The following is a 19,136-nucleotide window of genomic DNA, read 5'->3' as shown; positions in this document are numbered from 1 at the left end:
AAATGACAGATTTAGAATATAACTATAAAGGAATTTCGACCTACAGCAAAACCAAAGGCATTAACAATCTGGTTCTGGCGCATCAAACCGAAATTGAAGAAGTCAACAATATTCCGTGTTTTTTCTGGGGAAGTTTGACTGATCCTTACGTTACCGCAAAATGCTGGAGCACGATTGCCAAAGTCGTTCGTTCGAGTTTTGGTCCCGTTCCGCCAAGTCTTCGTGATCCTATTGTTTCGGCAGGATCTGAGCGATTGCGTTTTGAAGGATTTTCGTCCTGCAATGGCGTTTATGTTCGCCTGGACATGAAACCCGAAGCCATAGACGGAGAATTTATCGCAAACGGAACTACCAATGTCGATTTTAACGACCCAATGCTGAATGCCTTAAATGCGATTCAGAAAAACGAAAAAGTAACCCTTGCCGTTGGGCAGCAGGATGTTCAGGTCATTACCAGTAAAGCAAAAGTGACCGAGAAAAAAGTAACCCTGCCAATGCGCTGGATAAAAGGTTTAACGAGCGTACAATTGTATCTGGCCGATATGGATTTAAAGTTTGAAGTAAACAAAATCCAAACCATTCAATTGTTTCAAAGTCTGCCAAAAGGAAATGTAAAAGGCGATTTTTTTATTACCAAAAGAGCCGGAAAATTTATGTTTTCGACTTTGGCAACGGCAGATAGTGTTAGAATTGGCGGCGTGCAGCGATTACGATTATTAGAAGGCATTTTGGCCATTGTAGATAAAATTTTCATTTACGAATCGTCAGACAAACAAACGTGTGCCGTGGTGGCCGAGTTTGGAAAAATGCAATTGTTAATGGCTTTTTCTCCAGATTCGTACCGTGGTTTTTCGGGCGAAGGAAATGTACTCGAAACCATGACCGAAAACCTGCCAATGGAATGGGTTTACGGATTAAACAGTTTACTGAAATCGAATGAAATGTTCGACCCAACGATGCTTTCTATCGAAAATGACATCGATTTTGGAACCATGGATAACCTGACTTCTAATTTATCCTCAATGGGATTATTGGGTTATGATTTAAGCGAAAAAGCACATTTTTACCGCCGACTTCCGTTTAAAACCGAACGTATTTTATCGCTGAATCCGAGGTTGAAAAATGCAAAAAAACTAATCGATAATGAAGACATCGAAATCGTTGAACGCAGGGCAGATTACATCGAAGCCAAAGTAAAAGGTTCGGGCGTTTTACACAAAGTTATTATCGACAATACCTCGCAAAGATGTACCTGCGACTGGTTTACGGCTTATCAGGGTAAAAGAGGAATTTGCAAACATATTTTGGGAGTTAAGATGATGATTTATTAGAGAATTTACTTTTTATTTATAAACAAAATCGCCCTCAGAAAGGGCGATTTTTTAATTTAAAAACTACAGTTTTTTTGTTGTTATAATTTGATATCGAGACAAGCTTTCTGAATCTGCTTCTCTGAAAATGGCGATAAGGCTTCTGCCAAATTTCGGCTGGTTCTTAAACAGCTTAGTATTTTTTGCCTTAAACTGATATCGTCGCCAAACTCTGTATGCATTAAAAGCTCGAAGATTTCCTGCAAATACATGGGCTGTTCTTTGTAATCTCCCTCAAACAACTCGTCTGAAAGGAAATTAATTACGGATGGCACTACATCACGATGTATTGGTTTTTGATTTTCTTTTGACATAACGGAAAATTTTAAACGCACGAAATCCCTCATCTACGGTTGTGTCAAAACATTTCTAGGAATGCGTTTAGGGCTATCACTAGCTCCAGCAACGTGAATAAGGGATTCGCTTATGTTAACTTATATTAAGTGTTTTAAGGATATAATCCTAGATTTATTTTGACAGAACAATATTAGTTTTTATTTCAAAAAGAAGTATTATTCCTGCATTTGTTTTGTCTTAAGATAGTAATGAATATCAAATTCTTTTTTAGTTCTATTCTTAATAAAATTCATAATTATTTTGTTCTTTTTTAGAATACCTAGAAAATACTCATTCTCCTTACTTATTTCAAAAGTAACTTTTTCATGATTTATAATATCAACAAATTTCCCCCCCATTTTTTTCAGTAAAAATGAAATAGTAATCTCAGTATCGTTAATAGAAACAACTAAATTAAACAACTCTATTTTATAATTTTCATTTAAATCAGAAACCATCAATTTATTTAACATTTTAGTTGTTAAGCTATCTGCATTATTTTTCAAATAAAACTCTGCTAAACTTTGTAAAAGATTTGAACTTTCGTTTTCGATTATTTCAGCTTCTCTTTCACTAATAATTGTTTTTAAAGATTCAATACTTAATTTCGATTCGAATAACTTTTCTAGAAATACAATGTCAAAATTGTATGAACTTAAATCGGAAATAAAAGCATCTTCATTTCTTTCGATTAATTTGATTAAAACATCTTTATTCTTTTCAAATAATGACTTGAATTCCTCACTGTCAAGTACAAAAAAGCCTTTTTCTTCTAAAAATGACAGTCTTGAATTAATATCTATTTCATTTGATCTAAAAACTAAATCTCCAGAATCAGCAAAAATTGTTTCAAAAGAATCTTGTGAAAGATCTTGATTATTTATAAGTGAATATAAAAATAACAAACAAGATTCTTCATTGCCGAAAAAGGATTTAAAATTCTCATAAAGTTCTATTACAGAAAGTCTAGAGTAGTTCTCTTCTACATTTAAAAAACTTATTAAAATTGATGAGGATTGTTCTTCCAAAAAATAATAATCTGTAATATTCTTCCAAGAAGATAAAATTTTATTCTCTTCAAATAATAGTTCTAAGATTTTATTTGATTGAATTTTTCCAAAACTTTCCAATTTATCTCTAAAACCTTTTTTTACTATTTGTAATTTATATTCTAAACTAATAGATTCATCATTTTGTTCTAATAAATATTGAACTTCTTTAGGGCTTTCGTTTATATTCTCTTCAATTTTTAGATAGACGTAGATTAGATATTGATTAAAGTTCTCGTTAATTCTTTTATACAAACTTGTTTCAATATTGGATCTTAAAAAGCTAAAATTTGAATTGTAAAATTGACCCTCATTAAAATCATACAATGAATCTATTTGAGAAAAAAGCTTCAAATTTTCAATATTACTTTGATAAAGATTATTCTCATAAACTTTTAACAATAAATCCTTAGTTTTTTCTTCAAAATTTATTCGCTCAAATTTTACTTCTAAAAGAATTAGAATTTCTATAATTGATTTTATTCTTACTTTTTCAACTATATCTTTTAAAAAATTTTCGTCAGAATTAATACAATAGGTTATTCTATTATCATTATTTAATTCCAATAAAACTTTATTATCAATTTCATTTTTTGAATATAAAATGACTAAATCAAAAAGGACTTTTTTCTTTAAATCTTCAGAAAAATGTATATCTACAAGATTCCAAAAATGATTCCACTTAACTATTTCATCATAAAAATCTAATAAAAGGTATTGATTATCTTTTATTCTATTAAAATAACCTTCTACAAAATAACGGCTATCATCGTTAAAATTTTGAATTTGATTAATAAAAAAATTAAGTTTTTCATGACTAAAATTATCATGTGAATTTTTTAACAAGAATTCAAAAATCTCATAAGTCAATATAGATCTATTTTTAAATCTTATACTTCTAATGTTCTTTACTAAATTCTCCACATTATCAATTTTCTCATCAAAAGAAGTAATTTCATTTTGATTTATTTTCATCATTAATTTATGATCATTAAGAGATAATGATCCTAAATGAAAGTAGGATGCGTATTCAATAAAATCTTCATTTAAATAATCATTTTTCAATAAATATTTAAACAAGTTTAAATTTGGGTTTATTATTTCATCAATACTATTTTGCTCATTTTCATTTTTTATTACTTTTTCAGTATAAAGAGATTTTAAATATTCTTCAATTTCATAATTATAATTTTCATATAACTCATAAAAACTTAGTCTCTGAATATTTTGTCTCTCATGTATTAGTTGATTAATTTCTCTATCCAACAAGACCAATTGATTACTTCTAAAATCTTTTATATTTTTTTCGCGTTCGTCATATCTTAGATCAATATTTACGTCATTTTCCAGATCTTTAAAAGATATATCTGATCTATAATCAATATTGTAATCATAGCTAAACTTGATATTTGTTGATTCTTTTAATTTGCTAAAATTTTCTTCATTAATCAAATCATAGCTCAAATCCATTCTTTCTATTGCACTAACTTTAACCTTATGTCTATTAGTAATCATCGCAATCAAATTAAATATATAAACATATCTTAATTCATTTATATCTTTAATTATTAGTTTATCGAATTCTTCTTTGAGTTTATCTTTATCTTTTACTTTCTTTCCTATTTCATCATCAATTCTTGAAATAATTTTTTTAAGATTGTCATCGTCAAAGTCTTTTCTAAAAATTTTATGTAATTGAGAAGTCTGCTTTTGAATTTTAGCAAAATCCTCAGGAATAATATTCTTATAAAATACAATCGCAAAAAGTTTATTCAATTCTATATTAGGTTTGTCGGCTGTTAAAATTTTATTGTAAAGCTTAAACTCATTACAAATATTTATTACTGTACGCATATCATATACGTAATTAGAAACTTCTGAAATAAAATTTTTATCTAAATAACTTTTATTCTCTATTTCAACTGAATTTCCATCTTCTTCTTTTTGGAAAAAGCTTTCTAATTTTAAAAGAAACATATTCTTTGAGTTGCTGTAGTCGGTAATTGGTATGACAGGAATAATAATATCAAAAAACTTAGTTTTATCTTCCAAAATAAGCTCATCCTTTACAGAATATATAAATTTAACTGGCTGAATAACATCTTTTGATTGTTTGATCAAAATAGAAAGTTCTCTAATCTTTGAATACAATTTTATAGCTATCTCACTACTAAATCTATCAATATCTTCAACAATAACGATATTAGTATTAGTTTTTTCAAAGAAGTAAATTATCTCATCTATATTTCTATTAAAAACTGATAATTCTTTATCCGTTTTCTCATTAACAAGTTCAAGACTACTTGGTGTAAGTTTTGAAAACTTAATATTTTTAAATTTCTCAAATGATTGATACAAAATATAAATAACACCTGATATAAAGATCAAACGAATACTCTCAATATTAGTTTTTTCCTCATTAAAAAGGACAATTGCTTTGTTTACATTTTCAAAAAAAAGGAATATTACAGAATACAACCAAATAACTAATAAAAATATGACACCAATCTTATATAAAGGCTTATTGAAGTGTATTCTCTTATATGAAGATTCTTTTATTTTTAGTTTTTTCTCATAATAAAGAATTTGTTGGACTATGCTAGTTTCAATTAATTTTTCGTCGGATTTATCATCTTTAAAACTTGCTAAAGAAATATGTAGATACTCATTACTTCTATTTCTTTTACAGAATTCATTGATGATTGTACTTTTTCCTGTTCCAAATCCTCCCGTTAATGCTATATTAGTAACGTTTTCATTATGTACTGCAAATGATAAAGCTTCTATGTAAGTTTGTATTTGATTATCTTTTTTATTAACTGGTAAATTTGCAGTCAGATCTTCAAGTAACAGTTCATTTGAGATAGGACTACCTTTATATAATATAGTTTCTACCTTACTTAAATAATCAATAATATTTTTAAATAATAATTGTAATCCTTTAATCAAAAGTTCTCTAATTTTTTTAAACTTATCTATTAAAAACTTTTTACTTCTTTTAAACGACAACATTATTATTATAATTACTAATAGAATTAAAATATTTGATTGTAAGTATTGTATCATGTAAATAGGTGTAGTTTTTTTATTATTCAATTATAAAATTAAAACTGCGAAAGTTATCAATTATATTAAATTTGTTTTACGGTTTTCCTTAACATTTTAAATATTTGTAAGATTGTCAAAAATATATAAACAAAAAGCCTTCAAACCAAGTAAAAATACCTGATTTAAAAGCCAACAAATAATCTTTGCAATTAATATTAAATCCCAAAAAACCTTTTAGAATTCCTCGTCGTTTCCTCCGCTGCTTTAACTAAAGTAATTCCTCTAAACTGTGCAATTGTTCCGGCAACATAGGGCAGAAAAGCAGGTTCGCAGCGACGTTCGTGGTATTTCTTTAAAAGGCTGTTCGGGACATTTTTAGGAAGCATAAACGGCGCATCGGTTTCAATCATCATTCGGTCGAGCGGTACGTACTGAATCACTTCATTTAAATGGCTGAAACGTTTAACATCAGAAATCGCTCCCGTAAAACCCAGATAAAATCCGTTATCGAGATAGGTTTTGGCTTCTTCCAAAGTTCCCGTAAAACAATGCACAACGGCTTTTGGCAATTGTGGTAAATAGTCTTTGGTGATATTCATAAAAGAATTAAAAGCGCTTCTTTCGTGCAAAAACAAAGGTTTCTGTACTTCGATTGCCAATTCTAATTGGGCTTTATAACATTCTTCCTGTTTGTTTCTGGGCGAAAAGTCACGATCAAAATCGAGTCCGCATTCGCCAATCGAAACGACTTGTTTCTGCTTTAATAAATTTCGCAGTTTCGAAATGCTCTGCGCATCAAAACTTTTCGCATCATGCGGATGTATTCCCGCCGTTGCATACAGCACGCCCGGATACTGCCTCGCAATCTTAGCAGATTCTTCGCTGTTTCGTACGCTTGTGCCCGTGAGTATCATTTGCGATACATCGGCATCGATCGCGTCTTGTACGACATCGTCTATGTCGTTATGGAATTGTTTATTTGTTAGGTTGATTCCTATGTCTATGTAATTCATGTTTTTTGTTTTTTGCCGCGAAGGCACTAAGACACAAAGTTTTTTTATTCTTTGGTCTATAATTATTATTTTAATCTCGCAAAGTCGCTGAGTCGCAAAGTTTTTTTTCACGCAGATTTAAAATGATTTAAGCAGATATGCGCAGATTATTTATAAAAATCTTTTTTAATCCACTGGAATCTGCAATCCCGATAGCTATCGGGAGCGTGAAAAAATTATTTGAGCTCAAAGTAACCACAAAGTTTGTCTTTTCTACCGAAGGGAGAAATCGCACTAGAAACTCTGCAAAGAATGTCGCCAATCTTTGTCGAATCCCGCGTGCGATTTCTCGTTCCTCGAAATGACAAACAGTACGAAAAAAAACCTTTGAACCTTTGTTCCTCTGTCACTTTGAACCTCTAAAGAAACTAATCTTCTCGGCTTCCGTCATCTGCCATTCTAACCAATTTCGGGGTAAACTTCGCTACAACATCTACTAAATCCTGTTGCGCTTCCATCACCTGATTGATATCTTTATACGCCATTGGGGCTTCGTCCAGACCTGCTCCGATAAGCGTAACGCCATGATCTCTCAGGATCGATTTCATCTCAGATTGTGTGATGTTTTTTATGGCTTGGGTTCTACTCATTTGTCTTCCTGCTCCATGCGAAGCCGAATTAATGGCGTTCTCCTCGCCTTTTCCTCTCACCAAAAATCCCGGCGCGGTCATACTTCCCGGAATAATTCCCATAACGCCTTTCCCGGCTGGGGTTGCTCCTTTTCTATGTACGATCACTTCTTCGCCGTTCCAGATTTCTTTCCAGGCAAAATTATGGTGGTTTTCGACTTTGGCTAAAATTGCCGCACCCAGAGCACGTTCCATTTTGTTATGGATAATCTCGTGACAAGCCGAAGCGTAATCTCCCGCCAAATTCATCGCCAGCCAATATTCTTGTCCCATTTGTGAATTCATATCCAGATAGGCTAAGTTTTTGGCCACTTCCGGAAGTTTACAAACGTCTTTGGCGATTTTAGTATAATGTCCGGCAATGGTGGCTCCCATTCCACGTGAACCGGAATGTGTTAACAAAGCGACGTATTTTCCTTTTGGAATATTCAAAACCGCATCGTCTTGCGCAAACTCCATGATTCCGAATTCAACAAAGTGATTTCCGCCACCCGAAGATCCTAATTGCGACCAGGCTTTATCTTTCAAGTTCTTCACAAACGGATTCATATTGAATGTATCGTTCTCCAAAACCGCATGATCTGATTTGTACTGACCGTGAAATCCGTGACCTGCTCCAAAAATGGAATTAGCTATTAATTCTTTTTTGAACTTGGCTTCGTTTTCAAAGTAAAAAGCTTCCGGAATATCATAAACCGACAACGCCATTCTACACCCAATATCAACTCCAACACCATACGGAATAATGGCGTTTTTTGTGGCTAAAACCCCGCCAATCGGCAATCCGTAACCTTGGTGCGCGTCTGGCATTAAAGCTCCGGCAACCGTAACAGGCAGTTTCATGGCCACTTCCATTTGTTTTCTGGCTCCGTCTTCGATATGATCTAATCCGTAAGCGGAATATGCATTCGGATTTTGATTTAAAGCGATAAAATCTTCTGGTTTTTCATTCGATTTTTCGATTAAAGCCACAGCCAGTTTGCTGAAGATTTTATCGTCTATATAATGCTCCGGAGTTTCCAAGACGTTTTTGAAATTTACGATCATTTCGTCTCTTGTGAATCCGTTTCTTTTGCTGTTTATTTTTAAGGCAATCCCAATTATTTTTCCTTCAGGAAATCCTAATTCTAATATATCTGTACCGTTTATTTGTGTTTCCATTTTTTTCTTTTTAAGGGACAACCCCGATAGCTATCGGGATCAGAGGTTCATAGGTGCAAAGGTTTTATACTGCTGCGCAGTTATTTTGCGTAGTTTTTTTATTTCTCGCAATCCCGATAGCTATCGGGAGCAGAGTCGCTAAGATTTTATTTTTTTAAGCCACAGATTATGAGGATTAAAATGATTTTTTTCTCAACTTTTGTCATTTCGACGTAAGGAGAAATCACACTAGAAACTCCGCACAGAACGTCGCCAATCTTTGTCGCATCCCGCGTGTAATTTCTCCCTTCGGTCGAAATGACAAACTGTGTGGTTAGTATAACTCCAAAGATTTTTTTCACGCAGATTCTGCAGATTTTTAATAATCTTTTAATCCTTTAATCTGTGGCAAAAAAAAAACTTTGCGCCTTCGCTCCTTTGCGAGATTAAATTTACCAGTCTTTGCGGAGACGCACAGCAGTGCGCCTCTACAAAAACCTTTGAACCTTTGCCTCTCTGCACCTTTGCACCTAATTTTCCAATCTTTGCGGAGACGCACAGCAGTGCGCCTCTACAAAAACCTTTGAACCTTTGCGTCTCTGAACCTAATTTACCAATCTTTGCGGAGACGCACTGCAATGCGCCTCTACAAAAACCTTAGAACCTCAGAACCTTAGTCCCTTAGAACCTTTTAATCTACCAATAACTGTGTAACAACCGCTGGATTCATGGCCCATTGCGCTGTGTAAACCTCATCGGCATTTTGATCTTGGATTATTGTTAAACCTTGGGCTTCCGCTTTAAGCTGTAACAAATTACCAATATTCAATTTGCTGTTTAGTTTTGCTAACAACGCCTGAACGCCTTTAAAATCCAAACCTGCAACTACTTGTCCGCCGAAGGTCATCTCTAACCAAATGATTTCTCTTTTGGCTACATCCAACACTCCAAAAACTAAGCCTTTGGCAATACTCTGCGTTACACGAACCTGATGATCTACACACGACGGATCGTACGCTACACCGGTTTTCTCCGAAATTCTCATCGGGTGTTTGCTGTTCATCCAACCTACGACTAAATTTGGCGTAATACTTCCGTTTATGTATGCATTACATGTAAAAGTTACAAATTTTGCGTTGGCTTTCGCCAATTCGTCGATGTTGATGTTGATATATTCGGCTGTTCCAATTTTATTTGGAATGCTTCGGATATCACCGCTATGCTGACAACCTGTTGTGGTTAATCGGCTGAAAGAACAAATATCGGCTTTATCTTCATAAGCGATATGACAGCTCAAATCCATATCTAAATGTTGTGCCGGCAAATCTTTACCCCATTGCATAAACAATCGCACTTCGTTTCCTTCAACCGGAAAACGTGTTCCCATTAAAGCAACTGGCAAATCCTGAACGGTTTCGCTTCGATCTCCTATAGAAACCGGAATATTAAACAACTGCGGATCGATATAGATGGTTTTGTTAGTATTAGCAACTGCAACAAATCGTTTTTTCATGGCCAAAAGACACAATTCTTCAATTTGATTTTTCATCGCTTCCAACTGAAAATCTTCGTATAATCCTAATAACTGATTTGCTGCAATTCGTTTGTTTGTTCCACCCAAAGGTTTCACACTTCTCTGCATGTTTTTATCGAAATAATTTTGAGCATACATGTTTAAAGTAAACACCAATCGAGCCGGAACTTTATCGATGATTTCTTCAAAATGTGCAATTGTTTCATCTGCTCCAAACCATAACATGTTTGAGAATAACGAACGAGCAAACAATCCTGGACGTTGTTTTAATAAGGCAAATGTTTTATCGGCATCAAATTTTAATCTTGACGTGTTTACTTTGCTTTGCCAAACATCATAGACTTGGTTGTAGAATACATCCATTAAAAAATTCAATTTCTCAAATCCTTTTCTTTTGCTATATTCTGCCAAACGCAACGCTCGGATAAAACGAACCCACATTCCTCTTTTTGGGTGCATGGTTTCGCACATCGTCTCAACGTCCATATCCATATTATTCAACCAGTTTGCGACCATTAAACATTCTTTTCGGGAATATTTTAATTTCAAATCATTTGTTGATGCAATTCTGGCCTGAACGCTTGTATCTAAAACATTCCATAAATGCTGAGCATTTTTTGATGTTCTTTTGATAATCGTTTTTGGCTCGACAATTTGAAGCATTCCTGTGTTTTTATACCACAAGTATCGTAAGATATCTGTTGGCGTTTTTAAAAATTGAGACGCTTCGGCTTCTTTACCGTTTTCGATCAAAAGATCAATTACGAGCATTAAAGTTTCCTTCATTGCTACATCTGTTTTTGGTAAAGGCAAATTTTGCATAACCATTTTTAAACTATCTACTTGCGTAGCGTCTAAAGCGGTTTTAGATTGCAATAACGATATATAGAAATCATTTAAATCTTTTTCTGTCCACAATTCAAGCATTTTCAATTTGCTTCCTTGTCCGATATTTTCCAGTTTTCCAAATTCAAACGGAGTACCGCAGAATGGACAGCCGTTGTATCTTTCTAATGGAAAAGTATTATCCGGGATAATATGGCCGCATTGTAAAGTCGTTCCGTTTTTAGTTTTAAAAACATTTCCGAAATACGTGATAATATGATCCAAAACAGATTCTCCTGTTGGAACATTCCATTCTTTAACCAATGGTGTCCAGTTTTTATCTGTTCCTAAAACTTCTCTCAAAACTTCTAAAACCTCAACTTTATAATTCGGGCTCACATTGTTTAAAGCATGCAATAATGATTCAGAAAATGTAAATCCAAGTTTTGAAACATTGGCTAACAAAACTGAAGTTGTTCCTGATAAATTTTTAACATCATTCGTAATCATTTCTGATGGAATGAAAATGGCATTTTGACGTAAACTGATTTTTAATAATTCTTTTGTTTTCATTTTTTTTAATTTTTAAAATTTAGATAATTGCGTTTCTGAGTTCTACCTAAAAGATTTTTGAAGTAAGAAACACTTGACCTTAAATTTGAGTGTAATGAATTAGCTGTTTCAAAGTGACAGTTTGGTGGGTTCCCCCGAAGTAAGCTAATTTTGACCCTCTTTTTTATTAATGATCTTTCGATATTAATAGTGAAGCAGATGGGATTCGAACCCACGACCCGGACATTAAAAGTGTACGAAGTAAGTTTGGATTGACCTTTGATTGATAATTTCAAAACTACCTGCTCTATCCACTGAGCTACTGCTTCCTGTAATAATGGAATAAAAAGGTAATGGCGTAAGTGTGTACATTGGAAAGTTTTCGAAGTAACTCAAACTTGACCTGTTTTATTCTTTATTTTATTTCTATGAACGTTTGTTTTTATTTCCTGAACAAAGATTTCTAAACTAGTGCGCAGTTATTTTGCGTAGTAAAATTTTGTTTCATTTTTTTAGAAATACTATTTGTTTTATTTCTTGAGCAAAGATTTCGAAAGTGCTGCGCAATTATTTTGCGCAGTAAAAAAAGAATTTTAAATTTGATTAAAACATTTATTTACAAAAGTCACATAAGTCCCAGCGGGACGGAATATTTATAGCTTTTTTTAAATTTGATAAAAAACAATAAGTCCCAGAGGGACGGTATATTTATAGATATTTCCTAACGCGTTTCAATAGCCCCAGCGGGGCGGCATATTTATAGATATTTTCAAATTACAAAAAACATGAGTCCCAGAGGGACGGTATATTTATAGATATTTCCTAAACGCGTTTCAATAGCTCCAGCGGGGCGACATATTATTAATGAAATATAAAATTGGAGATGTCGCTCCGCTGGAGCTTTTTAACCGTTGTCTATAAATTGGCTATAAATATTTTGCTCCTCCGGAGCTTTTAATAGATTAAATAAAAACAACATGAATTTACAGAAAATTTATTCTGAATTACTTTCTAATATTGGCTTTTCAGCAAATGATATTCAACAGAACTGGATTGATTTAGAAAAGGCATATTCCAAAAAATCAAGGCATTATCATAATCTTACGCATTTAAAAGAAATGATTGTGAGTTTTGAAAAGTATCGTGATCAACTTCAAAACCCAAACGAAATATTATTTTCTATTTTTTATCATGATTTTGTTTATTCGGCTTCCAAAAAAGATAACGAACTTAAAAGTGCTGAATATGCTTTATCGATCTTACCTGAAAATATAAGTTTAAACAAACAATTGGTTTTTGATGCGATCTGCGCAACGCAGCAACATCAGCAAAATACAATTGAAGATATTAATTGGTTAATTGATTTTGATTTGAAGATTCTTGCTAAAGATTGGGATGACTATAAAATCTATTTTGAACAAATTAGAAAAGAATATCGCATTTATCCTGATTTTCTATACAAACCCGGGCGCGCCAAAGCCTTAACGCATTTTTTGGAGAATGAATTTATTTTTCAAACCGAGGAGTTTCGGAATTTGTATGAAGAAAAAGCGAGAGCGAATATTGAAAAGGAGATTCTATTATTAATGTAGATATTAGTCTCGCAAAGACGCAAAGTCGCAAAGTTTTTCTGTAGAGACGCACAGCAGTGCGTCTAACGTATTGTGATATTCGTTGTGTAGACGCAGTTAAACCCGACAGGTTTTGAAAACCTGTCGGGTTTGTTATCCAAACAATGTTATAAGACGAAATTTTATTATTACCGTAAATGCGTGAGGGATTGAGGCGATATCCTTTTGTGAAGTGAAACGGAACAAAAGATAAAGCCGAAAGCCCGACCCGCCTTTTTCGGCGGGGACACGCCCAAATTATGCAACGGCTTATTTATGTTAGTTTCCGGAATAATTAGGACAGCCAAAACATTTTCGGCGCAAATCGAACTGATAGGTTAAGGATAGTTCGTAGATACCTCCGGTTTTTCCAATTTTGGTTGTATTGAGATCATACGAAAATCCTAATCTTAAATGCTCGTACTGCAATCCGGTAAATAAGTTTACAGATGTGAGTAAATCGCCGTTTATTCCGTTTTTTGCAGGATTTGTTACTGCGGTTGCTCCAAAAAATATTTTTTCGAATAATATAGAAGCTCCTAAATCAAGTCTGTTGTATCGGCCTTGCTGCATGTAATTTGACGTTAAGAAAAACTTTGTTTCATACGGAAGCAGGAGTACATCAATATAATCTATTACCAAAAACTCGTAGCCGGCACTTAGCGAAAAGAAAGTGTTTAAAGGCACATTTCCCTCTGAACTAAAGGCAATATTAGGTCTGTTAAGGTGTTTCATCGATAGGCCAATCCACGCTTTGTCTGTATTGAAAACCATTCCTGCCGAAACGTCAAAAAATGTGGCACGTCTGTTCAATAACATTGGGTCCATTGAGCTTGTATTTATGGCGCCTGTTCGGATGTTAATTTGATCTTCGAGCAGTAAATTCTGGAATGCAAATGATTTTAATCCAAATCCGGCTTCTATTCCAGGTCTAAAATACCAATCGTCATTTAAACGTACTTTGTAGGCGTAATTGGCATTTAACTGCGAAAAATTATAATTGGTTAGATTTTCTCTCTGGTTTAAAAAACTGATTCCGAAACCGCTGTTCATACGGTCGCTCCAGGTATTCACAAAAGCATAATCGGTATCTATTCTAAGATCTAATTCCGGCCATTGTTCGCGGTGAATGATACCGGCATAAGTAGTTTCCATAAAACCTGTAAATCCTGGATTTAAGGTTTCGGGTACTAAAAAATATTGTGTAAAAATTGGGTCTTGCGCTCTTACTTTAGAATATAAGCAACATGTAATTATTATAATAAATAGTTTTAATCTCATTGGTAATATGGGTTGCTTATTTAATTAGTGTAAAGGCGCCTTTTTCAACTACGGTATGATTGTAAAAGGTTTTTAAGGTTATTTTATAGTAGTAATTTCCATTTTCGGCATCTATATCTCTTACTTTACCATTCCATCCTCTAATATTTACGCCTGTTTCTGAATAAATTACGGCTCCCCATGTGTCAAAAACATCCAGAGTTATATTAGACAATCCTAAAAATACAGGGGCAAATGTGTCGTTATAACCATCATTATTAGGCGTAAAGGCATTTGGCATAATAAGGCTGTATCCTTTTTCTACTTTTATTGTGGTGGTATAAGTGTACTGACATCCAAAAGGATAGGTAACAGTTTGTTTTATAGTATACGTTCCCACTTTTGTATAAATATGTTTCGGATTTTCTTCATCTGAAAAATTTCCGTCTCCAAAATCCCATGAAATTCGATTATAGGTTCCTGTAGCCATATTGGTAAAGGTGATAGGATCATAAATTGAATACAAATCATAAACATCTTTTGCATAAGAGCTTACAGCAAAATTAGCAACGCCTAAAACGGGTGTATTTACATTGTAAGAAACATTGGCAGAACAACCAAAACTGTCTTTTACGGTAAAAATCACTAATCCGTTATTATCAGTATTCATGATTTCATTATTAGCACCAGAAACGTCTCCGTCTGACCAGCTAAGTGTATAAGGCGGAATTCCTCCTTTTACATGGCCTACAAAAGTTTGTTTTACATATTTTGTATCGCAATTAAAGTCGGTTAAAACTTCGATCGTTGGGGCTAATTGTTCAAAACGGATAATTTTCCATGTATCGGTTTTAGTACAGCCGTGAGCGTCTGTTACTTTTACGGTATAGTTTCCAGGTATTAAATTATTTAAGTCTTCTGTTTTGGCACCATTTGACCAATCGTATGTAAAAGGAGGCGTACCGCCTGTTACAACCAGATTGATAGAACCTGTATTCGAATTAAGACAGTCTAACGGATTCTTTACATCGGCATTTAGTTCGAGCAGTAAAGGCTCTTCGATAATAAAAGTGTCGTGTATTTCGCATCCTTTGGCATCTTTAATTGTAACCGAATATTTTCCAGGACCCAGATTATTTCTTTCAATTCCAGCTGTTGCATCATCATCCCAAACTAAAGAAACAGGTGCTTTTCCGCCTACCAGATTCAAGCGGATATGAGCATCTTTTTCGCCAAAACATGATATTTTCTTGATATCGGGTTTGATGGTGAAAACCGGAGCGTTATCAATTACTATTCTAAACTCTTTTGGACAGCCTACTGCATCTGTAATCGAAATTATATAAGTTCCTGCAGTTAAATTATTCTGCACGCGCCCGCTTCCTAAATTACTCCATTTAATAATGTAGGGATCACCAGTTGTAAATGGCACTCCTCCTGTAATATTGTTAATGGTAATAGAAGCATTAGCATAATTGTAACAAGCGATTTCTGTTTTAGTATATTCTAATTTTATTTCATCATTTTGAAGTAAAATAACTTGCAGAACATCTGTACAGTTAGAATTATCTGTTACCGTTAAATTATAGGTTCCGGCGGGAACGTTTCTCAAGTTTTGAGACGTGCTTGTAAATCCGTTTGGTCCTCTCCAAAAATACCTGTAATTAAAAACACCCGGAGAAGTTTCGGTTACCCTTCCACCTGCTGCTGTTACATTAATTTCTCCTGTAGAATAACCGTAACACAAAATATCTGTTTTGCTGACAAAGCTTAGTTTTAATAATGGTGGTTCTATAATTGTTTGAGTTGCATGAAGTATATCACAGCTGTTAGCTTCTGTAATCGTTACATCATATTTTCCGGGGCCCAGATTACTAAGATTTGCTGAATTAGGTGTAAAAGGAGCTCCATCTTTGGTCCATACAAAAGTATAGGGCAGATTACCGCCGGAAATGGTCAGGTTTATTCTTCCGTCATTTAAAGCAAAGCAGGTTACATCTTGTTTAGAATTTCCTAAAATTTGAAATTTCCCGGGTTCACCGACATAATAGGTTCTTGAAAACGGACAATTACCATTATCGCCAACGGTTAAGTTATAATATCCCGGTTTTAAATTCGCAATATTCTGGTTTGAACTTGTGAATCCGTTTGGACCTGTCCATGTAAAAGTATACGGAGCTCCGGTTGCAAAAGGAATACCTCCTGCGACAGTAATATTTATGGCTCCATCATTAGCCCCAAAACAGGTTCCTGGTTTTATTGTTTCGACTACCTTAATTAACGGATCAACTGTTACTGTGATGGTAAAATCCGGTCCAGGGCAGACTTTTGAAATTGGTGATATCGTATAAGTTACCGTAGCTCGATTAGTTGTATTATTTGTTAACGTTTGGCTGATAGTTGTTCTTGGAGTTGATTCGGCAAAAGCACCGCTTACTGCTCCGGGAGGATTAACCACAGGCGCTCCCCATACATAGGTAGTTCCTGCAGGCACATTATCTGTTCCATTCGTAAACGGTGTAACCTGAAAGGAGTTCCCACTGCATATTTTTACTGTTTTTGGAGTTATAATAGGCGAAAGAACGGTATTAACAGAAAAATTAGCCGTTTTTGTCGTCGTACCGCAGCTATTGGTTACACTAAATATAGCTTGATAATTCCCGCTGACGGTATAATTAATAGAACCCGGATCAAGTGAGGTCGAAGATGCAGGAGTTCCTCCGGGGAAAGTCCATAGATACGTAATCTCAGAACTTGGAGAACAGGTTTCTTCTACTTTTCCAACGGGTTTAATGGTTGCCGAATTACAAAAATCTGAAATGGGCTCTAAGGTCGTAACCGGCGGTTTCTTTACTTGAATTTCTTTTGTAATGTATCTGTCAATTCCACATGAATTTCGGGTTGTTAACCTTACATAATAAGTACCCGGAATTGCAAAATTAAAGACAGGATTTTTTGATCCGAAATAGGTACCATCGGCAAAACTCCACTGTCCTCTGCCCGATCCTTTTATAGGTTCTTTTCCGCAGAAACCTTCATAATAATAGGTAACTTCCCAAAAATAGCTTTCTGTACCACAGCCTAAACTGGCATCAGTAGTATTGGTAATTTGAACATTTGACGAAGCACATGCATTACCAAAAGTAAAATTAGGTTCTAAGACAGGTTCAACGCATATTGTACGTGTGGTCGATGTCCCGACTCCACATGGAGTCTGAGCAGACAATTTTACAGTATAAGTACCCGGAGTTGTATAGATATGATACGGATTCACATCTCTTGAAACTGGCGTTCCGTCTCCAAAATCCCAAGTGTATACATTATAAGTGCTGCATCCGTTGGTATAACCCGCTGTAGTCGTATTAGTAAAATTAGCATACGTATTGGCACATATAATACTATTTACATCAAAACTTATCGTTGGAACATCTAAAATAATAATAGGACCAGCCGTTAGATAAGTCCTTCCGCAGGATGTTGTTATGGTTAAGGTTACCGTATTTCCTGACGGACAATTAAAGCGTGTAAATGTATGCGGAATAGGAAAATTTTGCGACGCACCCGGATTTGCACTATTATAATAAGGTGAACTCTCTAATTCTGCCTGACTATAATTTTGAAAAGTACCATCTCCATAATTTACCTGATAATTTGTATCTGATGGATTTCGTCCCCATGATCCAATTGCAAAATCCATTGCAGGAACTGGTGTACAAAAGTTTGTGGTATTACCCGGAGCAATAAGCGCCCCAATTGGGTTATTAGAATTTTTTACAACATAAGTAATCGAATTACTGCACGAATTTGTTCCTAAGGCCGTAATTACCATATTAAACGAACCCAATTTTTTATATTCATGGGTTTTAGGGAAAGTAACGTTTGTTTCTTTACTTCCATCTCCCCAATCCACATCATAAGAAGTTATACAGGAAATTGAAGTCGAACTATTTCCAACATTAATCGTGTATTTTGGATCTGAGTTATTATCACCACATCTTTCAAAAGGTTTTGTAGACCATGGCGCATTTAAATCTACAAACTTTAAATCTGGCTTTTGTGCAACCGAAACTATTTTAGTAACCGTATTTACATCGCCATTGGCATCCATAACAGTCAATTTTACAGTAAAATTTTGCACACCGCAGCCAAGCGCTGTAAAAGTATGATTAGGATTATGGACTATTGACGTAGTTCCATCGCCAAAATCCCAATTGTAAACAAAAGGAGCTGCACCTGTTACGATTGCGTTAAATGTTACCGGTGTTCCAGAACAACTTCCATCGTTTGTAAAATTAAAATCTACTGTAGGAGGAACAGTTAAATTATAATTGGTAAGAGACAGATTTTCAGCGTTATTTTCATTAAATGCAAATACTGATGTGGTTATAAAAAAAATAAAACTTAAAGGCAGTAAGTAAAGTTTCCCCATATACGTCGAATCAAATTGTGCGTAAAAGTATATGATTTTTTAACATAAAAAAATATTAAAAATCTGATTTAGAATTAAGTTGTTAAATTTTAGTACGCAACACTATTGCGTATTAGAATTAAATGAAATATTTTTAATGAAAAATGAATCGAAACCAAATGTAATTTCGCGAAGACCCTAAGTCATAGAGTTTTTTTGTTTCACGCAGATTTAGCAGATTTAAAAATCTCTTTAATCCTTTATCCCGATAGTTATCGGGAGTGGCAAAAAAACTTTGCGTCTCCACTCCCGATAGCTATCGG

At 34.2% G+C, this 19,136-nt stretch carries 9 protein-coding genes and 1 tRNA gene; 2 read left to right on the top strand and 8 right to left on the bottom strand.

All coding sequences use genetic code 11. The annotated features are described in order from the left end of the window. Positions 1-2: 2 nt before the first annotated feature. On the top strand, positions 3-1,331 hold the full coding sequence (locus tag AC1RRQ_RS13635; RefSeq protein ID WP_493023583.1) for an SWIM zinc finger family protein: 1,329 nt from the start codon (positions 3-5) through the stop codon (positions 1,329-1,331). 80 nt (positions 1,332-1,411) lie between these two features. Here the strand turns inward: AC1RRQ_RS13635 and AC1RRQ_RS13630 are convergent, their stop codons facing one another. The 6 genes from AC1RRQ_RS13630 to AC1RRQ_RS13605 form a co-directional block, all read right to left on the bottom strand. Next, positions 1,412-1,684 (bottom strand): hypothetical protein, encoded by a 273-nt coding sequence (locus AC1RRQ_RS13630; protein ID WP_493023582.1) that lies wholly within the window; start codon positions 1,682-1,684, stop codon positions 1,412-1,414. A gap of 198 nt (positions 1,685-1,882) precedes the next feature. Then, the gene (locus tag AC1RRQ_RS13625; RefSeq protein ID WP_493023581.1) at positions 1,883-5,821 is read right to left on the bottom strand and encodes a YobI family P-loop NTPase; all 3,939 of its coding nucleotides are present in this window, start codon (positions 5,819-5,821) and stop codon (positions 1,883-1,885) included. 197 nt (positions 5,822-6,018) lie between these two features. Next, entirely contained in the window at positions 6,019-6,816 is a 798-nt protein-coding gene (locus AC1RRQ_RS13620) for a TatD family hydrolase (RefSeq protein ID WP_493023580.1), read from the bottom strand. A gap of 407 nt (positions 6,817-7,223) precedes the next feature. Then, positions 7,224-8,645 carry an RtcB family protein gene (locus AC1RRQ_RS13615; protein WP_493023579.1) on the bottom strand — a complete coding sequence of 474 codons (1,422 nt, stop codon included), beginning with the start codon at positions 8,643-8,645 and terminating at the stop codon, positions 7,224-7,226. 670 nt (positions 8,646-9,315) lie between these two features. Further along, positions 9,316-11,556: a hypothetical protein gene (locus tag AC1RRQ_RS13610; protein ID WP_493023578.1), complete on the bottom strand. Its 2,241-nt coding sequence runs from the start codon at positions 11,554-11,556 to the stop codon at positions 9,316-9,318. A gap of 190 nt (positions 11,557-11,746) precedes the next feature. Beyond that, positions 11,747-11,864, bottom strand: a tRNA-OTHER gene (locus AC1RRQ_RS13605). 648 nt (positions 11,865-12,512) lie between these two features. Between AC1RRQ_RS13605 and AC1RRQ_RS13600 the strand changes: the two genes are divergently transcribed. Then, positions 12,513-13,127: an HD domain-containing protein gene (locus tag AC1RRQ_RS13600; protein ID WP_493023577.1), complete on the top strand. Its 615-nt coding sequence runs from the start codon at positions 12,513-12,515 to the stop codon at positions 13,125-13,127. A gap of 297 nt (positions 13,128-13,424) precedes the next feature. On the opposite strand, the gene AC1RRQ_RS13595 is transcribed toward AC1RRQ_RS13600, so the two are convergent. Both AC1RRQ_RS13595 and AC1RRQ_RS13590 read right to left on the bottom strand, forming a co-directional pair. Next, positions 13,425-14,426: a PorP/SprF family type IX secretion system membrane protein gene (locus AC1RRQ_RS13595; RefSeq protein ID WP_493023576.1), complete on the bottom strand. Its 1,002-nt coding sequence runs from the start codon at positions 14,424-14,426 to the stop codon at positions 13,425-13,427. A gap of 16 nt (positions 14,427-14,442) precedes the next feature. Continuing rightward, positions 14,443-18,834, bottom strand: a complete 4,392-nt coding sequence (locus AC1RRQ_RS13590) for a PKD domain-containing protein (protein WP_493023575.1) — start codon at positions 18,832-18,834, stop codon at positions 14,443-14,445. Positions 18,835-19,136: the final 302 nt, after the last annotated feature.

Source organism: Flavobacterium sp. GW821-FHT12A05, from assembly GCF_058807735.1.
The sequence above is the reverse complement of the archived record's forward strand: the minus strand, read 5'-3'. Positions and strand labels throughout refer to the sequence as shown.

Bases quoted from the DNA above. Each gene is read 5' to 3' on its own strand.
- AC1RRQ_RS13635 (WP_493023583.1), top strand. From the start codon at position 3: ATGACAGATTTAGAATATAACTATAAAGGAATTTCGACCTACAGCAAA.
- AC1RRQ_RS13610 (WP_493023578.1), bottom strand. From the start codon at position 11,556: ATGAAAACAAAAGAATTATTAAAAATCAGTTTACGTCAAAATGCCATT.
- AC1RRQ_RS13630 (WP_493023582.1), bottom strand. From the start codon at position 1,684: ATGTCAAAAGAAAATCAAAAACCAATACATCGTGATGTAGTGCCATCC.
- AC1RRQ_RS13620 (WP_493023580.1), bottom strand. From the start codon at position 6,816: ATGAATTACATAGACATAGGAATCAACCTAACAAATAAACAATTCCAT.
- AC1RRQ_RS13590 (WP_493023575.1), bottom strand. From the start codon at position 18,834: ATGGGGAAACTTTACTTACTGCCTTTAAGTTTTATTTTTTTTATAACC.
- AC1RRQ_RS13615 (WP_493023579.1), bottom strand. From the start codon at position 8,645: ATGGAAACACAAATAAACGGTACAGATATATTAGAATTAGGATTTCCT.
- AC1RRQ_RS13625 (WP_493023581.1), bottom strand. From the start codon at position 5,821: ATGATACAATACTTACAATCAAATATTTTAATTCTATTAGTAATTATA.
- AC1RRQ_RS13595 (WP_493023576.1), bottom strand. From the start codon at position 14,426: ATGAGATTAAAACTATTTATTATAATAATTACATGTTGCTTATATTCT.
- AC1RRQ_RS13600 (WP_493023577.1), top strand. From the start codon at position 12,513: ATGAATTTACAGAAAATTTATTCTGAATTACTTTCTAATATTGGCTTT.